A 21,195-nucleotide genomic window follows, 5' to 3' on the forward strand; every position below is an offset into this window, starting at 1 on the left:
TCACTGCACATGATGCGGCTCTCCCTGACGAATGCCCAACTCAGCGAATCCTTCGTTGACGGCACTCGCCAGATGCTTCAACTGAACCTCGCTGTGATTGGCGCTGATGGCCAGTCGCAGGATTGCTTCACCTTTGGCCACCACCGGAAACAAGGCCGTGGTGACCGCGATGGCGTGCCGACGCAGGTGCAACGCCAGGCTGATGGCGTCTCTTTCGGCTCCGACCCGGACGAAACGTATCGGTGAAGCAATCTGATGGTTGCCCAGAACCGGCCCGAGCAGACCATCGATAACTTCAACATTTTTCCATAATGAAGCCTGCAACTCCCGCAAACCTGCAGATAGATGAATCTTTGTCGAGGCGACTGCCGCACCGACTCCGCCCATGGACAGTGGGCCCCCGAACGTATAAGTCGACGCATGACGCCGAATCAGCTCGGCATCGACCGACGTCAGCACCGTAATTGCACCGCCGGTTGCGCCGAAGGCTTTGGACAATGACGACAACAGGATCAAACGATCGCGCAACGGCTCAGCGGCGACATCAAGCGCATAACCGCCCCCGTTCAGGCCATGGATCGAAGTGCCGTGAGCGTCATCCGCATACAGATAACCCTCAAAGCGCTCAGCCAGTTGCAGCAGCCTGTTAACGGGATAAAGCCCGCGCATCGAGCCGATGCTGTCAGTCAGGATAATGGGGGTATTGCCGGCAGCGACAGCGGTGGAGCAGGCATCTTCGACTTGCTGAAGATCACTGCAATCGCAGCGCTGGACAGGGCCGAACTGCCACAGAATGCCTTGCAGTACCTGCATTGAAGCATGGGCCGCGCGGTCAACGATCCAGCCCGGGCCACGGCGCAGGGGGTACGACGGCAGCTCACCGGAGCCCAGCAGCGGCAGACAACCCAGATGGGCGCTGCCCACCGAGTTGAATGTCACCGTATGCCCCTGGAAAATGCGGTTCAACTGCCCATCGAGTTCGCGCATCGGCGGTAGCAGCGCTCGGGTGCGGGCGGCAGCAAACTGCACACCGAAAGACTCGACGGCTTGCACTGCGCCTTGAACCAGACGGGGATCGCTCTCGAGTCCCAGATAGGAGCACGAGAGAAATTCGGTCAACTGCTCGCCACTGCTCAACTCTATGACCTTGCCATCGCGCTGCACCAGGTTCAGGCCATTGAGCCCGGCGTCGAACAATTGCTGTTGATCGTCACGCGCCTGACGGACACGGTTCTTGACCCAATTGACGGTCGGATGAGGTGTGTTCATCGAGATACCTGCACAGATGATGTCTGGCGATAGACCTGTACTCGCCAGAGTTGAGTTTTTTCTCGTGCGATCGCCTCCTGAAACTGCGCGGTAACGTCGCAGAAGCCTGTGCTATCGGGCCTGACCACATGCAAATGGCCACGAATAACCGTCAGCGCATCCTCGCCCAGGGCGGGCCGGAGCCGCTGCAGGACATCCATGCCAACCTCCGCCGGCAGGAATGAAGGCACGTCGGAAAACGAGACGAAGTCGACATCCCTGCATCTCGAAGCACAGTCGAAGATATCGCCCTGCACCACAGTCAACCGGCATTGCTGCTGCGCCTTGCGTGCCAGTTGAAAAACCTGTGGATTGCACTCCAGCGGAAAGCCCTGCGGATATCGCAGTTCACCGAAAAACAGCATTTGCAGGAAAAAGCTTTCGCGCACGACCTGGGTGGTAAACAAGGTATGGAAGATATCCAGATACACCTCGCGGGAACTGATACCCAGGTTGTTGCGGGGAAACGCCCCTTTGTACAACAGCGAGTTGAGCACCGCTGCGTTGCCCAACAAGGCGATCACAGCCTTCCAGCGCTTGAGGGGAAACCGGCTTTGGTAATAAGCCGATTGCTCTCCCAGATCACGAAACTGGAAAATCGCCCGCCCCGCCTTGCCGGTGAACAAACCATTGATCTTCGCCAACCGCTGCAGGGTCTGCTCGAAGGCCCCTTGGTAAATCGGTGCCTGCCAATGACGGGAATGAAACAGGTCCGCCAGCCAGCGGCGATCAAGCGGAGGCAGATCCAGAAGGCGAAAGATGGATTTGCGCCGTGCCACCGACGTTTCCGGCCAGTAGCCCATGAAATCCATGAACGACTGGCGATCGGTCTGCTCAAGCAAAGCTAAACGCAAGCGGGTGAAGGCCAGTTGCGGCGCACTGATATCAGCGCAAGTCATGCGGGCAGGGTGACGGGCCAGCAACGGCAGAAGCCGCCCGCCGCAGCCGGCTACACCCAACACATGCCTGGATTGCTCGGGCAAAATCGTGTACTCGAGTGCGGTGTCTTCATCCCCCAACGCGTAGTTCAACCGCTCGAAGTAGTCAGCCATCTCGACCTCCGCCTGCCCGACGTGAAAATGAACGGGAAGGCGTCATGATTTATCCAGCACATGGAGGAATTCGTAGCGGGGCGCGAGGCCGTTTTGCCAGGCTTCATATTGCTCATAAACGGCTTCGAGCATGTTGCCGGTCAGGCGCAGACTGGTTTCCATCACGGTGGCAATGGCATCCCAGTCAGCCTGACGCTTGCAGGTCCGCTGGAGGATGAGTTTGATCTCAGTGAAGTGCTCGACATCGATATCCGAATGAGCAATGAAGAACGTCAGTTGAGCGGGCTTCAGCGCCAGTGTTTCACTCAGCTTGGCGATCAACGGAGTAATAAAGTGATAAGCGTTTTCCGCCCAGTAACTGTATCCCAGCCGCTGTAACGGATTACCGGTAAAAGAAATCCAGTACAAATAAGCAATCAATACTTCCGTCGCCGGAAGTGCCGGTGGCATATCAAAGACTTCATTCTTCAATCCCAGGCTCATGACATCATGCAAGGCCATTTTTTCATGACCGACTTCTTGCGCAGCATGTTCAAAACAGAATTTCGCATAAACAGGATTATCGGCATGCCGCACACCGACCAAACCCTGATTTCGGGCATTGTGTGCGGTGTAATGAAAGGTTTCGATCATGTAGATCGCATATAACGCTCTGGAAACACTGCCCTCGCGGATAGCCTTGACCATCCGGGAATTATCCAGAATATCGGCCCACGCTTTTTCAATGCGCTGATCGAGCAGAATCAGCTGTTGTTCAAAACTGACGGACGCATTCATCGCGACTCTCCGGGTAGTTGCCGTTGATGGGGAAAGGTTGTTGCAGCGCCGTGAGGACTTCCCGCCATTGCGCAGACAGCAGCCAGTAATCGCCGCGCGCGCGGTGTTCGATATGCAGTGAGCTGGAAGTGATCGGGGTCAGGCCAAAGCGCTGGAACAGTCGCCGTTGTGGCGATCGGCACAAGGCCGTCACACCTTGATAGCCGCGATCGATCGCCCATTCGGTGGCGGCTGCAAGCAGCACATTGGTCAGCGCCGGTCGGTGCTGTTGCGAATGCGTGATCAGGCGACTGAACTCGACATGACGCGCCAGCGCCACGGTCGGAGAAACATACTGGTGCGCCAGCAAAGCCCATTCGAAAGGCGAAGGGGTCACTCGCAAAACCGCCGTCAGTTGATCGCGTTGATACAGCAGAAAATGTGTACTGCGCGATGAAATCGCCAGCCTTGTTTCAAGTGCCCGGGCTCTGGAAGTCAGCATGTAATGCTTTAATCGCAGACGAAACTGGCGGCCGATGAACCGTTCAAACTCGCTGGCATCTGACCCCGCATCAAGCATAACAATACGATAATCGGCATGCTGCCTGGTTAATGTCTCTTGAAGCCCCTGCAGATAATCCTTGAGTTGTAAGTTCGTAGTATCCATTCCTTCTCCGCAGACGTTAACTTATCGAAGTTTCTGAGCGCATTGAAATAATGGATGCTTTTAGAAATATCGCCACTACGCGACTTCTGATAATGACGTGGGAAAAGTTACTGAAACTTCTAATTTATCGATTTATCTGACACACAGCAGTACAACATAAACAACAGATTGTTTAAGTTATGCAGATTACCAAGGATAAATCGCAGACAGAAAAAAACTCCTCGCCAAAACAGTCGAGGAGTTAAAAACAGGTGAGGCGGAAATCGGGTCAGTCGGGACGAATAACCTTACCCGTCGCCAGATCGCGAATGACGCTAGGATTTTTCCGCCCGCCAAGGCTGCCGCCCAATACCAGATCGATCTGGCCACGGAAATATTGCTCAACCCGTAAACGCGTGCGCGCTGCCGGGCGACCCTGCGGGTTGGCAGAGGTCGAAATCAATGGCCCGATCATCGAGCACAAATCACGCACTTGCGGGTGATCGCTGACCCGCAGTGCCACGGTGTCGTGCACGCCGGTGACCCATTCCGGCAACAAGCCCTGATGTGGCACCAGCCAGGTGTTCGGCCCCGGCCAGGTGCTGGCCATGCGGTCGATCCACTCTTGCGGGAAGTCTTCGAACAGGAAGTCGAACTGGCGAATGTTGTCGGCGACCAGGATCAGCCCTTTGACCACCGAACGATTCTTGATCGCCAGCAACCGATCCACTGCCTCTTCGTTCCACGGGTCGCAACCCAGCCCCCAGACGGCTTCGGTTGGATAGGCAATCACCGCTCCGGCGCGAATCTCTCGTGCGGCTTGCTGCACACGCCAACTGTTGACCATGAAAAAACTCTCCGCAAACAGGTTTCGCGCAGTTTACCGATCTTCCTTGTAAAACCTAGCGCGTCCTGGCCAACCAGCGACCGTTTTCGCACACCGCACGGCCATCCATTTCCAGTTCGGTGAGGGCCGCCAGCACTTTCGGTAATGCCCAGCCGCTGCTGTCGGCCAAGCCTTCGCTGGTGTGCGGCGCGGCGTGGAGCAGGGCGAGCAACGGATGATCGACTTTCGGAGAATCCGTGGACAACGGCAAATGCTGCCAGCCACGCAACGCTTCGAGGATGTGTTCGATGGTTTCCACCAGCACTGCACCGTCTCGAATCAACTGGTGACAACCGCGCGCACCGGGGTGATGAATCGAACCGGGAATCGCGTAAACCTCGCGCCCCTGTTCCGCCGCCAGCCTTGCGGTAATCAAAGAGCCGCTGGCAACGCTCGCCTCGACTACCAGAACGCCAAGGGACAAACCACTGATGATGCGGTTGCGTCGCGGGAAGTTGCTCGCGGTCGGCCCGGCGTCCAGAGGAAACTCCGAAAGCACCGCGCTGCCGGACGCAATCATCGCATCAGCCAAGCGTCGATTGCGCTGTGGATAAAAGTTTTCCAGCCCGGTGCCGATTACGCCCACGGTCAGCCCGCCAACATCCAGAGCAGCCTGATGCGCAGCGGCATCGATACCCAACGCCAACCCGCTGGTGATGACAAAACCGGCCCCGGCGAGGCAGCGGGAAAATGCTGCGGCGGTGTCCATTCCCGGACGCGACGCGCGACGGCTACCCACCATCGCCAGTTGCGGTTTCTCGAGAATCAGCGGATCACCGGCAACGAACAACATTGGCGGCGGATCAGGAATCTGCGCCAGCAGCGCCGGGTAATCGGCTTGATCCCACATCAGCAAATGATGCTCTGGCCGCTCTAGCCAGCGCATTGCATGGCTGGCACCGTCGCGAACGTCTGGACAGCGCCGCGCTTCGGCGCACGTCGCCGGCAAACCCAACGAACGCCACGCACTGGCCGGAGCGCTGATGGCTTTTGAGGCCGAGCCGAAGGCTTCAAGCAATTTGGCAAAGCGCTTCGGGCCGACATCCGGCAAGCGGTGCAGGCGCAGGCGCGCTTCCAGTTCCGCTGGGGAAACCGGCGTACAGACAGGCAATATCATGGATCATCCTTGATCGTTATAAGCCCCGAACCATTCGGAACAAGCTGTGGATAACTCTGTTGGTAACTTGTTAAGCAAGCTTACGGATTTCGCACCTTGTCGAGCACCGCCAGCGAGCGTGAAGCGTTGAGAACGAGGCCGTAGCTGAGTTTGTCGTAGGTGCGGAACACCATCAGCAACCCGGCGCGTTCGTCGGGGATCTTCAGCGGTTGGCCGGTGACACGGTCGCGCACGGTTTCCCCGGTCTTCATCACCACCAGCACATTGCCTTCGGCCAGACCGTCGCGCTTGCCCTTGTTCAGGGTGACCACATCCATCAAGCCGATCTGGGTGACGCCACGCGGCACGTCGATGATCACGCCGTTGATACTGGTGGTCGGTGCGCTGGGCATGAAGGTCGAGTTGATCGAGCGCTCTTCGCCGCTGAACAAACGATCGCCGAGGCGCACTTCCTGGGTGGTGCGTTGCAGGGCGAGGGTGGCGACGTCGCCTTCGGTGGCGACGATCTCACCGCCACCGATATCGTCTGCGTTGATCCCGAGGAACTCCTTGGTCTCAGGATCGGTGTAGACCTTGCCCTGACGGAAGATCCCGTAAACCGGCTGATTCGGGTCGAAATGGCCACGTGCAAAGATCCGGTCACCGGTGCCGCTGAGCACGCGTTCGGCATCACCGGCGACGATGTAAGGTGCCTTGTCGAAATCCTCGACCTTGTCGACGATGCGGTTGCTCAGCAGAAAGCTGTTGATCGACTTCAGTGGAATGCTCGGAATCGCCTCGGCTACCGGGCTGGTGCGAATACGCGGCGAGAGCTTGATGGTGCCGCGCGACTCGCTACGATTGAGCGTCAGACGCGGCTGGCCGTCGACATAACTGAGCGTCAGCGTGTCGCCGGGATAGATCAGGTTGGGGTTTTCGATTTGCGGATTGGCCCGCCACAGTTGTGGCCACTGCCAGGGTTCGCGCAGGTATTTGCCGGAAATGTCCCAGAGTGTATCCCCCGAAACCACCGTATATTGCTGTGGAAAACCTTCCCTGAGTTGCACTTGCCCTTGCGCCACGCCAGCCGAAGCCAACAGCAGCAGGGCGAGTAGTGTTTTCCTCATGCAGTGAATCCCTTTATCATGTGCATTCGCGTGAACCGTCAGAGCCCCCGTGGCTCGCTTGTGCAAAATGCACAAGCTACGCTTCACAACGGTAGCCTGCATCTTCGGACCTGCCAGGCCATCGCCCGACTTTACTCAACGTGTGCAGCAATCAAAGCCTATGGCCATTTTAAACATCCTCGAATTCCCGGACCCGCGTCTGCGCACTATCGCCAAGCCTGTGGCTGTAGTGGACGACGAAGTGCGTCAGTTGGTCGATGACATGTTTGAAACAATGTATGAAGCGCCGGGCATCGGCCTTGCCGCGACCCAGGTCAACGTGCACAAACGTATCGTCGTGATGGACCTTTCCGAAGACCGCACCGAACCGCGGGTGTTCATCAACCCCGAGTTCGAATCGCTGACCGAGGAAATGGAGCAATACCAGGAAGGCTGCCTCTCGGTACCGGGTTTCTACGAAAATGTCGATCGCCCGCAAAAGGTCAAAATCAAGGCGCTGGACCGCGACGGCAAGCCCTATGAGCTGATCGCCGAAGGCCTGCTCGCGGTGTGCATCCAGCACGAATGCGACCACCTCAACGGCAAATTGTTCGTCGATTACCTGTCCACGCTCAAACGCGACCGGATCAAGAAGAAACTGGAAAAGCAGCACCGCCAGAACGCTTGATGCCCCTCCTTCAAAGGCTTGCTGCGGCAAGCCTTTTTCTTTTCAAGAGACGCCCTTCATGACTGAGCCACTGCGCATCGTTTTTGCCGGCACCCCGGAATTCGCCGCCGAACACCTCAAGGCCCTGCTGAACAGCCCTTACGAGATCGTTGCGGCTTACACCCAACCGGATCGTCCGGCCGGTCGCGGGCAAAAACTGATGCCGAGCCCGGTCAAACAGCTCGCCCTGGAAAACCATATCCAGGTGTTGCAGCCGCCGACATTGCGCAATCCTGAGGCTCAGGCTGAACTGGCCGCGCTGAAACCGGATCTGCTGGTAGTGGTCGCCTACGGACTGATCCTGCCGCAAGTGGTGCTGGATATCCCGCGTTTGGGCTGCATCAACAGTCATGCCTCGCTGCTGCCACGCTGGCGCGGTGCGGCGCCGATTCAACGCGCCGTAGAGCACGGTGATGCCGAGAGCGGCGTAACCGTGATGCGCATGGAAGCCGGCCTCGACACCGGGCCGATGCTGCTCAAGGTCGTCACGCCAATCACCGGTGAAGACACTGGTGGCTCCTTGCATGATCGCCTCGCAGAAATGGGCCCACCAGCCGTGGTGCAAGCGATTGCCGGTCTGGCTGCTGGCACGCTGGAAGGCGAAGTGCAGAATGATGAGCTCGCCACTTATGCACACAAGCTGAACAAGGACGAAGCGCGCATCGACTGGAGCCGTCCGGCGGTTGAGCTGGAGCGACTGGTGCGCGCCTTCAACCCATGGCCGATCACCCACAGCACCCTTAACGGTGAAGCGCTGAAAGTCCTGGCGGCAACACTCGCCGAAGGTAAAGGCGCACCGGGTGAAATCCTCAGCGCCAGCAAGGACGGCCTGGTCGTCGCCTGCGGTGAGCAGGCGCTGTGCCTGACCCGCCTGCAATTGCCCGGCGGTAAAGCGCTGAACTTCAGCGACCTGTTCAACAGCCGTCGTGAGAAATTCGCCGTCGGCACTGTGTTGGGTGCAACGGTGGACGCGCAATGAATCCGCGTCTGGCCGCCGCCAAGGCACTCGCCGCCGTGCTCAGCGGCAAAGCCTCGCTGAACAGCTCCCTGCCGACGCAACTGGACAAGGTCGAGGATCGCGATCGCGGTTTCACTCAGGATCTGGCCTTCGGCACCGCGCGCTGGCAGCCACGTCTTTCGGCGCTGGCGGAAAAGCTGCTGCAGAAACCGTTCAAGGCTGCCGACGCCGATGTCGAAGCCTTGCTGCTGGTCGGCCTCTACCAATTGCTTTACACCCGCGTGCCGGCCCACGCCGCCATTGGCGAAACCGTCGGTTGCGCCGAGAAGCTGAAAAAGCCGTGGGCCAAAGGCCTGCTCAACGCCGTGTTGCGCAATGCCCAGCGCGAAAGCGAGACGATTTTCGCCGAGCTGGAACGTGATCCAGTGGTGCGTACCGCTCACCCGCGCTGGCTGCAAAAATCCCTCAAGGCTTTCTGGCCGGAACAGTGGGAAGCAATCTGCGAAGCGAACAATGCGCATCCGCCGATGATTCTGCGGGTCAATCGCCGCCATCACAGCCGCGACGCTTACCTTGGTTTGCTGACTGAGGCCGGGATTGCCGCAACACCGTGCATTTACAGCCGCGACGGCATCATCCTCGAAGCCGCTGCTGACGTGCGCAGCCTGCCAGGTTTCGCCGAAGGCTGGATCAGCGTGCAGGACGAAGCGGCGCAACTGGCTGCCGATCTGCTCGATCTGGCGCCGGGGCAACGCGTGCTCGACGCCTGTTGCGCGCCCGGCGGCAAGACCTGCCACATCCTCGAAGCCGAACCGGCGCTGGCCGGTGTGGTGGCGGTGGATCTGGAAGCCAAACGGCTGGTGCGCGTTAAGGAAAACCTCGAACGCCTCGGCTTGAACGCGGAACTGATCGCCGCCGACGGTCGCGACACCGAGAAATGGTGGGACGGCAAACCCTTCCAGCGCATCCTGCTCGACGCGCCGTGCTCGGCCACCGGCGTGATCCGTCGCCATCCGGACATCAAGCTGACCCGTCAGCCGGCCGACATCGTCGCCCTCGCGCAACTGCAAGGCGAACTGCTCGATGCGATGTGGAAAACCCTCGAAGTCGGCGGCATCCTGCTGTACGCCACCTGCTCGACGCTGCCGACCGAAAACACCGAAGTCATCGCCGCGTTCCTCGAGCGTACGCCGGGTGCCCGCGAACTGGATCTGGCCACCAGTGCCGGGATCAAACAGCCCCATGGTCGCCAATTGCTGGCCCAGCAGGGCGGGCATGACGGGTTCTACTACGCCAAGCTGATCAAGATCGCTGCCGCGCGCGGCTAAATGGGTTCAATGGAGTGACTGGATGAAAATCATCATCCTCGGGGCGGGGCAGGTCGGCGGTTCGCTGGCTGAGCACCTCGCCAGCGAAGCCAACGACATCACCGTGGTCGATACCGACGGCGAGCGCCTGCGCGACCTCGGCGACCGCCTCGATATTCGTACCGTGCAGGGCCGTGGCTCGCTGCCGTCGGTGCTGCGTCAGGCCGGCGCCGACGACGCCGACATGCTGGTGGCGGTGACCAACAGCGACGAAACCAACATGGTCGCCTGCCAGGTCGCCCACACGCTGTTCCACACCCCGACCAAGATCGCCCGGGTGCGCGAAGCGTCTTACCTCCATCGCGAAGAACAGCTGTTCCAGAACGAAGCGATTCCGGTCGACGTGCTGATCAGCCCCGAGCAAGTGGTGACCAACTATATCAAGCGCCTGATCCAGCATCCGGGCGCCTTGCAGGTGATCGACTTCGCCGAAGGCGCGGCGCAACTGGTGGCGGTGCGCGCTTATTACGGCGGGCCGCTGGTCGGTCAGCAATTGCGTCAGTTGCGCGAACATATGCCGAATGTCGAGACGCGCGTGGCCGCGATTTTCCGCCGTGACCGACCGATCCTGCCCCAGGGCGATACGGTGATCGAGGCCGATGACGAAGTCTTCTTCATCGCCGCCCGTGAGAATATTCGTGCGGTCATGAGCGAAATGCGCCGTCTCGACGAAACCTACAAACGCATCGTCATCGCGGGCGGCGGGCAGATCGGTGAACGGCTGGCCGAGGCCATCGAAAGCCGCTATCAGGTGAAGATCATCGAGATGAACCCGGCGCGTTGCCGTTATCTCTCCGACACCCTCGACAGCACCGTGGTGCTGCAGGGCAGCGCGTCCGACCGCGATTTGCTGCTGGAAGAGAACATCGCCGACGCCGACATTTTTCTAGCGCTGACCAACGATGACGAAGCCAACATCATGTCGTCGCTGCTGGCCAAACGGCTGGGGGCGAAGAAGGTCATGACGATCATCAACAACCCGGCCTACGTCGACCTGATTCAGGGCGGCGATATCGACATCGCCATCAGCCCGCAACTGGCGACCATCGGCACCCTGCTGGCCCACGTCCGTCGTGGCGATATCGTCAGCGTGCACTCACTGCGTCGCGGTGCGGCGGAAGCCATTGAGGCGATTGCCCACGGTGATGCGAAGTCGAGCAAGGTGATCGGTAAACCGATCGAGAAGATCGGCCTGCCGCCGGGCACCACGATTGGTGCGGTGATCCGCAACGAACAGGTGATCATCGCCCACGATGACACGGTGATCGAAGCGGGCGACCATGTGATTCTGTTCCTTGTGGATAAAAAGCATATTCGCGATGTGGAGAAGCTGTTTCATGTGGGGTTGAGCTTCTTCTGATCCGGATTATCGGGGGATCAGACTGGTGTCATCGCGAGCAGGCTCGCTCCCACATTTGGAATGCGTTCCCCTGTAGGAGTGAGCCTGCTCGCGATAGCGGTATCCCATAGCAAGACTCATCCCTGACACACCTCATTCAAGGAATCTCCCATGCTCGAATCCCTGGAAAAAATGCTCGCCAAGGGTGTGGATAACTCATTGCTGCGCTTCGGCCTGGGCAAGGGTTATCTGGATCTGGGCGAAAACGCCAAGGCTGCCGAGCATTTCCAGCGCTGTGTCGGTTTTGATCCGAAGTATTCGGCGGCATGGAAACTATTGGGCAAGGCGCATCTGGCGCTGGGCGATCACGTCGCCGCGCGGCAAGCGTGGGAACAAGGTCTGGAAGCGGCCCGCGCCCATGGCGACAAGCAGGCCGAAAAGGAAATGACGGTGTTTCTAAAGAAACTGGATCGTCAGGCGCAGTGAATCAAAGGTAACGAAGACCGATGCCTTCGGCATTCACTGTCACCACTTCCATGCGCACCCGTGGCGCGCCTGTGGGTAACCCCTGCACCTGGCCGTAAACCACTGCACCTTTGGGCAAAGAAGCCAAAACCGGATGCTGCACAAACACCCCGGTAGGCGACAGGTTGCGCGTCTGTCCGAGGCATTCGCCGAAGCTGTCGTGGGTGATCTTGATGCGGAAGGATTTGCGTTGTTCGGACATCTTCTTGCGCCCTTTGATGAACGGTTGTGGATAACCTCACCAGTGAGGTTATCCACAGATCATGCCAATCAGCTCAGTACCAGCGCTCTTCGCCCGGCGGACGCTTTTTGAAGCGCTTCATGCTCCACATGTACTGGCTTGGATACGCCGCCACATAACGCTCGACGACTTTACTCATCGCTGCGCAGGATTCGGCGGTATCGGTGCTGTACATGGCTTCCGGCGCCGCTTCGAGGATCACTTTGTAGCCAGAACCGTCTGGCAGGCGCAGCGCATGCAGGAACACGCCAACGGCTTTGCCGCCGGCCAACATGTTCGGCACGAATTTACTGGTCAGCGCTTGAGTCGCGAAGAACGGCACGAAGATCCCGGCGGATTCGGCCGGTTCCGGGTCAGCGGGAATGCCCACTGCACCACCTTTGCGCACTTCCTTGATGACGCTGAGGATGCCTTCCTTGGTGGAAGCAGCGACTTTGTTGCCCAGTTGCACACGCTGTTTGCGCAGCAATTCATCCACAGCCTTGAGCTTCGGCGGACGGTAGAAAATGATCGGTTTGCACTGGCTGCAATAGAAGTGGTTGAGCACTTCCCAGTTGCCGAGGTGGCTGGTGATGCCGACCACGCCTTTGCCCGAGGCCAGCGCATCCTTGAGCACGTCGAGACCTTCGACTTCACGCACCAGGTCGATCGAACGCTGCGCCGGCCAGATCCACGCGCAGGCGCTTTCGGTCAACGACTTGCCGATGTCTTTCAAACTCTGGCCGACCAGACGTTCACGTTCGACCGGATCCATCTGTGGAAAACATTTGGCGAGGTTGATCCGCACCACGTCGCGGGAACGGTTGGGGGTTTTCCACATGATCCAGCCGATCGCCGAACCCACGGCCTGCACCGCCCGCCATGGCAGCAGGGCAAACAGCCGCAGAGCGCCTACCAGCAAGGCGCCTTTAAACTTTTCCACAGGTCACTCCTGATCTTGTGCGGTTCGCGAGGCGGCCATTCTAACCGCCGTTGGCGAGCTGCGCGTAGCGGTCGCAGTCCTGCGTGTGGTCCATGACCATGCCCGAAGCCTGCATCAGCGCGTAGCAAATGGTCGGGCCGACGAACGTGAACCCGGCCTTTTTCAAGGTTTTGCTCATCGCCAGCGCTTCGGGGGTGATCGCAGGGACTTCGCTGCGATCCTTGAAATGATTGATGATCGGTTGATCGCCAACGAACGACCAGAGCAACGCCACCGGGTCCTCCAGCGCCAGCCAGGCCTGGGCATTACGACGGGCGGCGTTGAGTTTGAGGCGGTTGCGAATAATCCCCGGATCGAGCATCAATTCGTCGATTTCGGCGTCGCTCATCTGCGCCACACGCTGTACGTCGAAGCCGAACAACACCTCGCGATAACGCTCGCGCTTGCGCAGCACGGTGATCCAGGACAACCCGGCCTGGAACCCTTCGAGCAAAAGCAACTCGAACAAACCCTGCGCATCGCGTAGCGGCGTGCCCCACTCCTGGTCGTGATAAGCCATGTACAGCGGATCTTCGGTACACCAAAAGCAGCGTGGCATAAGGCTCCAGGGGGCGTGCGCAGCAATGAATCGGGTATACTCCCGCTCTTTAAATCGCAGCCCAAGAAACAGGTGAATTTCGTGAGCCAGCCTACGCCAGCCGTGCGTACCTTCCAAGACTTGATCCTCGCGCTCCAGCAATACTGGGCCGAGCAAGGTTGTGTGGTACTTCAGCCCTACGATATGGAAGTAGGCGCCGGCACTTTCCACACCGCGACCTTCCTCCGCGCCATCGGCCCGGAAACCTGGAACGCCGCCTACGTGCAGCCAAGCCGCCGTCCGACTGACGGCCGTTACGGTGAAAACCCGAACCGTCTGCAGCACTACTACCAGTTCCAGGTGGTCCTCAAGCCGAACCCGGACAACTTTCAGGAGCTGTACCTGGGCTCGCTCAAGCATGTCGACCTGGACCCACTGGTCCACGACATTCGCTTCGTCGAAGACAACTGGGAATCGCCGACCCTCGGCGCCTGGGGTCTGGGCTGGGAAGTCTGGCTGAACGGCATGGAAGTGACTCAGTTCACTTACTTCCAGCAGGCGGGCGGTATCGAGTGCTACCCGGTGACCGGCGAGATCACTTACGGTCTTGAGCGTCTGGCCATGTACCTGCAGGGCGTGGATTCGGTCTACGACCTGGTCTGGGCTGACGGCCCGATGGGCAAAGTCACCTACGGCGACGTGTTCCACCAGAACGAAGTGGAGCAGTCCACTTACAACTTCGAACACGCCAACGTCGACAAGCTGTTCGAACTGTTCGACTTCTATGAAGGCGAAGCCAAGCGTCTGATCGAACTCGATCAGCCGCTGCCGTTGCCGAGCTACGAAATGGTCCTGAAGGCGTCGCACACCTTCAACCTGCTGGATGCGCGCCGGGCGATCTCGGTAACCGCGCGTCAGCAATACATTCTGCGCGTACGCACCCTGGCGCGTTCCGTTGCGCAAGCCTACCTGCTGGCACGCGCCAAGCTGGGCTTCCCGATGGCGACCCCGGATCTGCGTGATGAAGTACTGGCCAAGCTGGAGGCAGCACAATGAGTGCGCAAGATTTTCTGGTTGAACTGGGCACCGAAGAACTGCCACCGAAAGCCCTGAATACCTTGGCTGAGGCGTTCCTCGCCGGTATCGACAAGGGCCTGCAAGCCGCTGGCCTGAACTATGAGACTAAAACCGTCTACGCCGCGCCACGTCGTTTGGCTGTGCTGATCACCGCGCTGGCGACCCAGCAACCGGATCGCAGCATCAACCTCGACGGCCCGCCACGTCAGGCGGCGTTCGACGCTGAAGGCAATCCGACTCAGGCAGCCCTGGGCTTTGCCAAGAAGTGCGGCGTTGATCTGAGCGAAATCGATCAGAGCGGTCCGAAACTGCGTTACAGCCAGAGCATCGCCGGCAAGCCGACCGCGAGCCTGCTGCCGACCATCGTCGAAGATTCGCTGAACGACCTGCCAATCCCGAAACGCATGCGTTGGGGTGCGCGCAAGGAAGAGTTCGTGCGTCCGACCCAATGGCTGGTGATGCTGCTCGGTGACCAGGTCATCGATTGCACCATCCTCGCGCAAAAGGCTGGCCGTGATTCCCGTGGTCACCGTTTCCATCACCCGCAAAGCGTGCGCATCGGTTCGCCGTCGAGCTACCTCGCCGACCTGCGTGCCGCTTATGTACTCGCCGATGCAAACGAGCGTCGCGAGATCATCAGCAAGCGCACCGAAGAACTGGCCACCCGTCAGGAAGGCACGGCAATCGTTCCGCCGGCACTGCTTGACGAAGTGACCGCGCTGGTTGAATGGCCGGTGCCGCTGGTGTGCTCGTTCGAGGAACGTTTCCTCGACGTGCCGCAGGAAGCGCTGATCACCACCATGCAGGACAACCAGAAGTACTTCTGCCTGCTGGATGCCGACGGCAAGTTGCTGCCACGTTTCATCACTGTGGCCAACATCGAAAGTAAAGATCCGCAGCAGATCATCGCCGGTAACGAAAAAGTGGTTCGCCCGCGCCTGACCGACGCCGAGTTCTTCTTCAAGCAAGACAAGAAGCAGAAACTCGAAGCTTTCAATGATCGCCTGAAGAACGTGGTGTTCCAGGAAAAACTCGGCAGCGTCTACGACAAGGCCGAACGCGTATCGAAACTGGCTGCGTACATCGCCGCACGCATTGGCGGCAACGCTTCGTGGGCTGCTCGCGCTGGCCTGCTGTCGAAGTGCGACCTGGCCACCGAAATGGTCGGCGAGTTCCCGGAGATGCAAGGTGTCGCCGGCTATTACTACGCCCTCAATGATGGCGAGCCGGAAGACGTCGCGCTGGCGCTCAACGAGCAGTACATGCCACGCGGTGCCGGTGCAGAACTGCCAGCCACCCTGACCGGTGCAGCCGTCGCGATCGCTGACAAGCTCGACACCCTGGTCGGTATCTTCGGTATCGGCATGCTGCCAACCGGTAGCAAAGACCCGTACGCCCTGCGCCGTGCGGCACTCGGCGTGCTGCGTATCCTCATCGAGAAAAAACTCGATCTGGACCTGAACGACGCCGTCGCATTCGCGGTGAATGCGTTCGGTGCCAAGGTCAAGGCTGCCGGCCTCAACGAGTCCGTATTGGAGTTCATCTTCGACCGTCTCCGTGCACGTTACGAAGACGAAGGCGTTGAAGTGGCGACTTACCTGTCGGTCCGAGCCCTGAAGCCGGGATCGGCGCTGGACTTCGATCAGCGTGTGCAAGCGGTTCAGGCCTTCCGCAAGCTGCCGGAAGCGGCAGCGCTGGCGGCGGTGAACAAGCGTGTATCGAACCTGCTGAGCAAACTCGAAGGCGCGGTGCCGACCGAGGTGCAAGCCAAGTATTTCGACAACGCCAATGAGTTCTCGCTGTACTCGGCGATCCAGCAAGCGGATCAAGCGGTGCAGCCAATGGCCGCGGCGCGTCAGTACAACGAATCGCTGGCCCGCCTGGCGGCATTGCGTGAGCCGGTGGATGCGTTCTTCGACGCGGTGATGGTCAATGCCGACGACGCCAATGTGCGGGCCAACCGTTACGCGCTGCTGGCGCGTCTGCGTGGCCTGTTCCTCGGTGTTGCCGACATTTCGCTGCTGGGTTGAGGGATTGCTGTTGAAACTGCTGATTCTCGATCGGGACGGAGTGATCAATTACGACTCCGACGCTTACATCAAGTCCGTGGCGGAGTGGATTCCGTTGCCCGGCTCGATCGAAGCGATTGCGCAGTTGAGCAAGGCCGGCTGGACGGTGGCGGTGGCCACCAACCAGTCGGGCATTGCTCGCGGCTATTACGACCTCGCCACCCTCGATGCCATGCACGCGCGTTTGCGCGAGTTGGTGGCGGAGCAGGGCGGTGACGTCGGGCTGATCGTGTATTGCCCGCACGGGCCGGACGAAGGCTGCGATTGCCGCAAGCCGAAACCGGGGATGTTGAAAACCATCGCGGCGCATTACAACGTCGAGCTGACCAATGTCTGGTTCGTCGGCGACAGCCTTGGTGACCTGGAGGCCGCCAAAGCCGTCGATTCACAGCCAGTTTTGGTAAAGACCGGAAAAGGCGCAAAGACTCAGGGCAAAACCCTGCCGGTTGGCACCCTGATTTTTGACGATCTGGCGGCGATTGCCGCAGAACTTATCCACAACTAGAGTACTTCTGAAGTTCCTGACCAGGGATTGATCGGGAGTGCGCTTGAACACTCGGGCATTGCCCCGTCACGGTAAACGTCACTATGTCGATACTGCGGGCCATCAGGATTTTTCTCTTTTACCTGCTGCTGGGCACCACCTCCCTGCTGTGGTGCAGCTTGAGTTTTTTTATCGCGCCGTTTTTGCCATTCAAGGCGCGTTATCGTTTTATCAACGTGTACTGGTGTCGCTGCGCCTTGTGGTTGACCAAGGTGTTTCTCGGTATCCGTTACGAAATCAAAGGCGCGCAAAACGTGCCTGACAGGCCCTGCGTGATTCAGTCGAACCACCAGAGCACTTGGGAGACGTTCTTTCTCTCCGCTTATTTCTCGCCATTGAGCCAAGTGCTCAAGCGTGAACTGCTTTATGTACCGTTCTTCGGCTGGGCGATGGCCATGTTGCGGCCGATCGCGATTGATCGCGACAACCCGAAAGCTGCTTTGAAACAAGTCGCGGCGAAGGGTGATGAGTTGCTGAAGGACAACGTTTGGGTGCTGATCTTCCCGGAAGGTACACGCGTTCCTTACGGCACTGTCGGCAAGTTCTCCCGCAGTGGTAGCGCTTTGGCGGTGAATGCGGCGCTTCCTGTGCTGCCGATTGCACACAATGCCGGCAAGTTCTGGCCGAAAATCGGCTGGGGCAAGAAGTCCGGGGTGATCACCGTAGTCATCGGCGAACCGATGTATGCCGAAGGCACAGGCCCGCGCGCCATCGCCGAGCTGAACGACCGGGTGCAAGCCTGGAACGAGAAGACTCAGCGCGAAATGGGCTCGCTGCCACCGGCCCCGCAGGCACCTGCTGCAAGCGATCAAGTGGCTGTCTGAGATTTTGTGGATAACCTGTGTACGGTTTTGTTAAAAACGCTTGAATATTGATAATAAGTGATTGATTTACTTATATATTTCTCAAGCTCATAAAAGACCGTAAAAGGTGCATAAGTTTTTTTTCGGATGTAAGAAAACCGGCTGATATAGCCGGTTTTTTTGTGCCTGATCAGTCGGGGACAAGCGGTAACTCAAGCAGGAAGGTGGTGCCTTGATCAACCGCGCTGCGGCATTCAATTTTGCCGCCGTGATGATCGACTACCGCTTTGACCATCGATAAGCCGAGGCCCACGCCGTCGATGCCCTGCGCGGAAGAAAAACGTCGGTATTGACTGAACAGGTCGGGCAATTCATCAGCGGCGATGCCCTTGCCTTGATCGATCAATTCACAGTGCAACCATTCCTCGCGGCAACTGAAGCGCAGGGTGATAGTGGTATCTGCCGGGCTGTACTTGATCGCGTTCTCCAAGAGGTTGAACAGCGCGCGGGTCAGCAAGCCCTGATCAGCATTGATCAGACGTTCTTGCGACTCTTCATCCATGTCATGCAGCAGCTCGATACGTTTCTGCTGGGCGATGGGCAACGCTTGATCCAGCACGTCCAGCACCAACATCGCGAACAACGTCGGCTGAAATTGGTAAGCCTCGGATTCGGCACGCGCCAGCAGAACAAACCCGTCAGTCAGATCCAGCGCGCGACGTACCTGGCGTTCGATTTGTTCGAACAACGGCGCATCGGCCCCCACTTGATGACGGTGCACATCGAGCAAGGCGAGGATCGCCGAGTGCGGGGCGCGCAGGTCGTGGGAAAGAAAGCGCAGCAACACGCTACGTTGTTCCTCGGCCTCGCGTTCAGCGCTGAGGTCAGTGAGGCTCAGGAGCCAGCCAATTGGCGTGTCACCGTCCACCGGAAGGAGGGCGGCACGCTCGAGACGCAGGCTGCGTTCCTTGCTATCGCGAAACTCCAACAGCGGCAGGGCGGACAAAGTCGGTCGCGCTTCTGTGGATAAATCCGGGTAACCGAGGCTCGCCAGTTGATCGAGAACATCGTCCCCCACCAAGTTGTGATCGAATAGCTGGCGAGCCTTGCGATTGCCCAGCAGGATCTGGCCCTTGGGATCGCTGATCAGCGTGGCGACTGGCAGATACTCCAAGCCGTCGGCAATAAAGCGCCGGGTATCGCGGGTACGGCTCATGGCTTGCTCAAGCGCCATGATCTGGCCCTGCAGGCGATCAGCACCCGTGAATTGCGAGCGACGGCGTTCGGGGAAAACTTTCGGCTCGCTGTCGAGCCGTGCCAGCTCCCAACCGAAATAGGTCAGCACTACACTCAGGCGCCGCCAGTTCCAGATCAGATAACCGAACAACATCCCCAGCACTGCCGGCGTCGGCGACCACCAACGACGCGCTTCCGCTAAACCTGCACTGGTCAGCAACGCGCACGCCATGCCGATCAACGTTACCCAGAGCGCCCAACGCGGGCGCCATAACAGAAATCCAAGACTGCCCGCCACCAAAGCAACTGACAACAACGCGCCCATAACTGGAGTCGCATCGTGCAGGTTGATCTGCGCGCGATAAGACAGCAACGCAGTCAGCGGCAACAGCACTAGACTTATCCACAACCACTCACGCACCAACTGTCGAAACAGTCGCTGCACCTGACTCGGCTCACGGCTTTCGCGCCGGCGCTGATTGTTCATGGGGAAAAAGGGCGGGGCAGGATGAATGCTTTCATAGGTCACAGGTCTGAGACGTAGACCCGAAGAATCATAGCGGACGTCGACCAACGGCGGGCCGCTTACTTTCAAGGTGATGACCAAGCGACTATGGTTGACGCCCAACTGCCCAAGCAACAAGGAACTATCGCGTATGCGCGTTGCGATACTGGACGACGAACCCGCCGAACTGCGCCGGGTCGAGCAAACCCTGCAGCAGATGGCCGATACCGGCGAACAGCCGTGGTCACTGCACAGTTTCGAACGCGGTGAGGACCTGCTGCGCCAACTGCGCCGGGAAACCTTCGACCTGCTGATCCTCGATTGGCAACTGCCCGACCTCACCGGTCTGGTCCTGCTGCGCTGGACCCGCGAGCATATGGAAGCGCCACCGGCGGCGATTATGCTGACCAGTCGTGATGGCGAGAGCGATATTGTTCAGGCGTTGAATGCCGGGGCTGATGATTATGTGAGCAAGCCGTTTCGGCCGAATGAGTTGAAGGCGCGGGTGGCTGCGGTGTTGCGTCGGCATAGCCAGCAACGGGCGGCTAGCGAAGTATTGAGCTTCAATGACCTGACCTTCGATGACGCCGAACTGACCGTCACCCGCGAGGGCAAACCCATCGTCATGACCGAGCGTGAGTATCGACTGGCTCGGTGTCTGTTCAGCAATCTGGGCCGGCCATTGTCTCGGGATTATCTGTATGAGCGGTTTTGGCCGCATGAGGAGATGGCATCGTCACGGCCGTTGGATACGCATATCTATAGATTGCGCAACAAACTCGGGCTGACGGCGGATCGAGGGTGGCAGTTACTGACTATTTATGGATATGGGTATCGGTTGGAGAGTGTGGCAGCGGTAAACGAGTGAGTTACGTGCAATAAATTGATCAAAAGCGCCTGCAAGCTCCAAGTTAAGTTTCCCATCTTGACCAAGATGTTGCCGGCGACAGGCCTTGATCAATGGGGTGGAGCACTTGTCGGTTGACGCCAGGTTGAATACAGAAACACGATCGCCAACAGGGTGAACGGGACGGCGGTGACAGGAGCAAATCCCGAAACTATATAACCCGCTGATCCTCCTACCATAATTGCCAATGCGAGAAAGAAATAGTCACTTTTTTTATGGGTGTCTCGGATAATAAGTTTAAGCATCTTGATTTCCGCGAATAGTTGAACATCGTGATCCATAGAGCGCCGTATGCTGTCGCGGTGTGTTCAATCTTTCCCGCAATTAACACGGTCGCAACTTGAATGCTGTCAGGATAAACATGGGCACAGCATATGTTTTAACCAAAGACGGCGTTCCAATCCAATTTATTGTAATCGGCACAGGTCAATTCACCCGCCTGACTTCAGCATTAAAGGCAACAGCGCGTGACATTAATCGCAGGTACTACGACGCACTACCCAAAACAATCAATAGTAGTTTTCCTGGAAAAATCACGCCGCCCTAAA

The 21,195-nt window shown here is 58.7% G+C and carries 21 protein-coding genes; 10 read left to right on the forward strand and 11 right to left on the reverse strand.

The window, feature by feature from the left end:
* The 7 genes from ACOYXE_RS22370 to ACOYXE_RS22400 all read right to left on the reverse strand — a co-directional run bounded on the left by ACOYXE_RS22370 (position 1) and on the right by ACOYXE_RS22400 (position 6,871).
* Positions 1-1,269 (reverse strand): aminotransferase class I/II-fold pyridoxal phosphate-dependent enzyme, encoded by a 1,269-nt coding sequence (locus ACOYXE_RS22370; protein ID WP_405122593.1) that lies wholly within the window; start codon positions 1,267-1,269, stop codon positions 1-3.
* Positions 1,266-2,360, reverse strand: coding sequence for a DUF3419 family protein (locus ACOYXE_RS22375; protein ID WP_405122594.1), 1,095 nt, complete (start codon positions 2,358-2,360; stop codon positions 1,266-1,268). Before ACOYXE_RS22375 ends, ACOYXE_RS22370 begins: the two co-directional genes overlap by 4 nt.
* 42 nt (positions 2,361-2,402) lie before the next feature.
* The gene (locus ACOYXE_RS22380; protein WP_460926668.1) at positions 2,403-3,137 is read right to left on the reverse strand and encodes an iron-containing redox enzyme family protein; all 735 of its coding nucleotides are present in this window, start codon (positions 3,135-3,137) and stop codon (positions 2,403-2,405) included.
* On the reverse strand, positions 3,115-3,783 hold the full coding sequence (locus tag ACOYXE_RS22385) for a GNAT family N-acetyltransferase (RefSeq protein WP_460926669.1): 669 nt from the start codon (positions 3,781-3,783) through the stop codon (positions 3,115-3,117). Before ACOYXE_RS22385 ends, ACOYXE_RS22380 begins: the two co-directional genes overlap by 23 nt.
* A gap of 268 nt (positions 3,784-4,051) precedes the next feature.
* Positions 4,052-4,609, reverse strand: coding sequence for an L-threonylcarbamoyladenylate synthase type 1 TsaC (locus ACOYXE_RS22390; protein WP_160054449.1), 558 nt, complete (start codon positions 4,607-4,609; stop codon positions 4,052-4,054).
* Between the two features lie 55 nt (positions 4,610-4,664).
* Positions 4,665-5,765, reverse strand: coding sequence for a DNA-processing protein DprA (gene dprA, locus ACOYXE_RS22395; RefSeq protein WP_460926670.1), 1,101 nt, complete (start codon positions 5,763-5,765; stop codon positions 4,665-4,667).
* Positions 5,766-5,845: 80 nt separating this feature from the next.
* Positions 5,846-6,871 (reverse strand): LysM peptidoglycan-binding domain-containing protein, encoded by a 1,026-nt coding sequence (locus ACOYXE_RS22400; protein ID WP_460926671.1) that lies wholly within the window; start codon positions 6,869-6,871, stop codon positions 5,846-5,848.
* Between the two features lie 160 nt (positions 6,872-7,031).
* Between ACOYXE_RS22400 and def the strand changes: the two genes are divergently transcribed.
* The 5 genes from def (at position 7,032) to ACOYXE_RS22425 (ending at position 11,727) form a co-directional block, all read left to right on the forward strand.
* Positions 7,032-7,538: a peptide deformylase gene (gene def / locus ACOYXE_RS22405; RefSeq protein ID WP_064116564.1), complete on the forward strand. Its 507-nt coding sequence runs from the start codon at positions 7,032-7,034 to the stop codon at positions 7,536-7,538.
* 58 nt (positions 7,539-7,596) lie between these two features.
* A complete protein-coding gene (gene fmt / locus ACOYXE_RS22410) occupies positions 7,597-8,556 on the forward strand; it encodes a methionyl-tRNA formyltransferase (protein ID WP_405122596.1) in 960 nt (319 codons plus the stop codon).
* Positions 8,553-9,863, forward strand: coding sequence for a 16S rRNA (cytosine(967)-C(5))-methyltransferase RsmB (gene rsmB, locus ACOYXE_RS22415; protein ID WP_160054441.1), 1,311 nt, complete (start codon positions 8,553-8,555; stop codon positions 9,861-9,863). The genes fmt and rsmB overlap by 4 nt, the downstream gene beginning before the upstream one ends.
* A 22-nt stretch (positions 9,864-9,885) precedes the next feature.
* The gene (gene trkA, locus ACOYXE_RS22420; RefSeq protein ID WP_077575169.1) at positions 9,886-11,262 is read left to right on the forward strand and encodes a Trk system potassium transporter TrkA; all 1,377 of its coding nucleotides are present in this window, start codon (positions 9,886-9,888) and stop codon (positions 11,260-11,262) included.
* 150 nt (positions 11,263-11,412) lie between these two features.
* Positions 11,413-11,727 (forward strand): tetratricopeptide repeat protein, encoded by a 315-nt coding sequence (locus ACOYXE_RS22425; RefSeq protein ID WP_095119685.1) that lies wholly within the window; start codon positions 11,413-11,415, stop codon positions 11,725-11,727.
* Between the two features lies 1 nt (position 11,728).
* Here ACOYXE_RS22425 and ACOYXE_RS22430 read toward each other — a convergent pair whose 3' ends face one another.
* From ACOYXE_RS22430 to ACOYXE_RS22440, 3 genes are all read right to left on the reverse strand, one after another.
* Positions 11,729-11,968 (reverse strand): PilZ domain-containing protein, encoded by a 240-nt coding sequence (locus ACOYXE_RS22430; RefSeq protein ID WP_095119686.1) that lies wholly within the window; start codon positions 11,966-11,968, stop codon positions 11,729-11,731.
* Between the two features lie 73 nt (positions 11,969-12,041).
* A complete protein-coding gene (locus tag ACOYXE_RS22435) occupies positions 12,042-12,929 on the reverse strand; it encodes a lysophospholipid acyltransferase (RefSeq protein WP_160054439.1) in 888 nt (295 codons plus the stop codon).
* Positions 12,930-12,969: 40 nt separating this feature from the next.
* On the reverse strand, positions 12,970-13,527 hold the full coding sequence (locus ACOYXE_RS22440) for a DNA-3-methyladenine glycosylase I (protein WP_460926672.1): 558 nt from the start codon (positions 13,525-13,527) through the stop codon (positions 12,970-12,972).
* Between the two features lie 81 nt (positions 13,528-13,608).
* Here ACOYXE_RS22440 and glyQ point away from each other — a divergent pair, with 81 nt between their 5' ends.
* The 4 genes from glyQ to ACOYXE_RS22460 all read left to right on the forward strand — a co-directional run bounded on the left by glyQ (position 13,609) and on the right by ACOYXE_RS22460 (position 18,020).
* Positions 13,609-14,562: a glycine--tRNA ligase subunit alpha gene (gene glyQ / locus ACOYXE_RS22445; protein ID WP_460926673.1), complete on the forward strand. Its 954-nt coding sequence runs from the start codon at positions 13,609-13,611 to the stop codon at positions 14,560-14,562.
* Positions 14,559-16,613, forward strand: a complete 2,055-nt coding sequence (glyS, locus tag ACOYXE_RS22450; RefSeq protein ID WP_150649159.1) for a glycine--tRNA ligase subunit beta — start codon at positions 14,559-14,561, stop codon at positions 16,611-16,613. The genes glyQ and glyS overlap by 4 nt, the downstream gene beginning before the upstream one ends.
* 4 nt (positions 16,614-16,617) lie before the next feature.
* Complete coding sequence (gene gmhB / locus ACOYXE_RS22455) at positions 16,618-17,157, forward strand: D-glycero-beta-D-manno-heptose 1,7-bisphosphate 7-phosphatase (protein WP_174244422.1); 540 nt, start codon at positions 16,618-16,620, stop codon at positions 17,155-17,157.
* Positions 17,158-17,240: 83 nt separating this feature from the next.
* Positions 17,241-18,020 (forward strand): lysophospholipid acyltransferase family protein, encoded by a 780-nt coding sequence (locus ACOYXE_RS22460; RefSeq protein WP_160054431.1) that lies wholly within the window; start codon positions 17,241-17,243, stop codon positions 18,018-18,020.
* A gap of 169 nt (positions 18,021-18,189) precedes the next feature.
* Here the strand turns inward: ACOYXE_RS22460 and ACOYXE_RS22465 are convergent, their stop codons facing one another.
* On the reverse strand, positions 18,190-19,722 hold the full coding sequence (locus tag ACOYXE_RS22465) for a sensor histidine kinase (protein WP_160054429.1): 1,533 nt from the start codon (positions 19,720-19,722) through the stop codon (positions 18,190-18,192).
* 169 nt (positions 19,723-19,891) lie between these two features.
* Between ACOYXE_RS22465 and ACOYXE_RS22470 the strand changes: the two genes are divergently transcribed.
* Positions 19,892-20,608 carry a response regulator transcription factor gene (locus tag ACOYXE_RS22470; protein ID WP_460926674.1) on the forward strand — a complete coding sequence of 239 codons (717 nt, stop codon included), beginning with the start codon at positions 19,892-19,894 and terminating at the stop codon, positions 20,606-20,608.
* Positions 20,609-21,195: the final 587 nt, after the last annotated feature.

It is taken from the genome of Pseudomonas sp. MC6 (assembly GCF_054790575.1).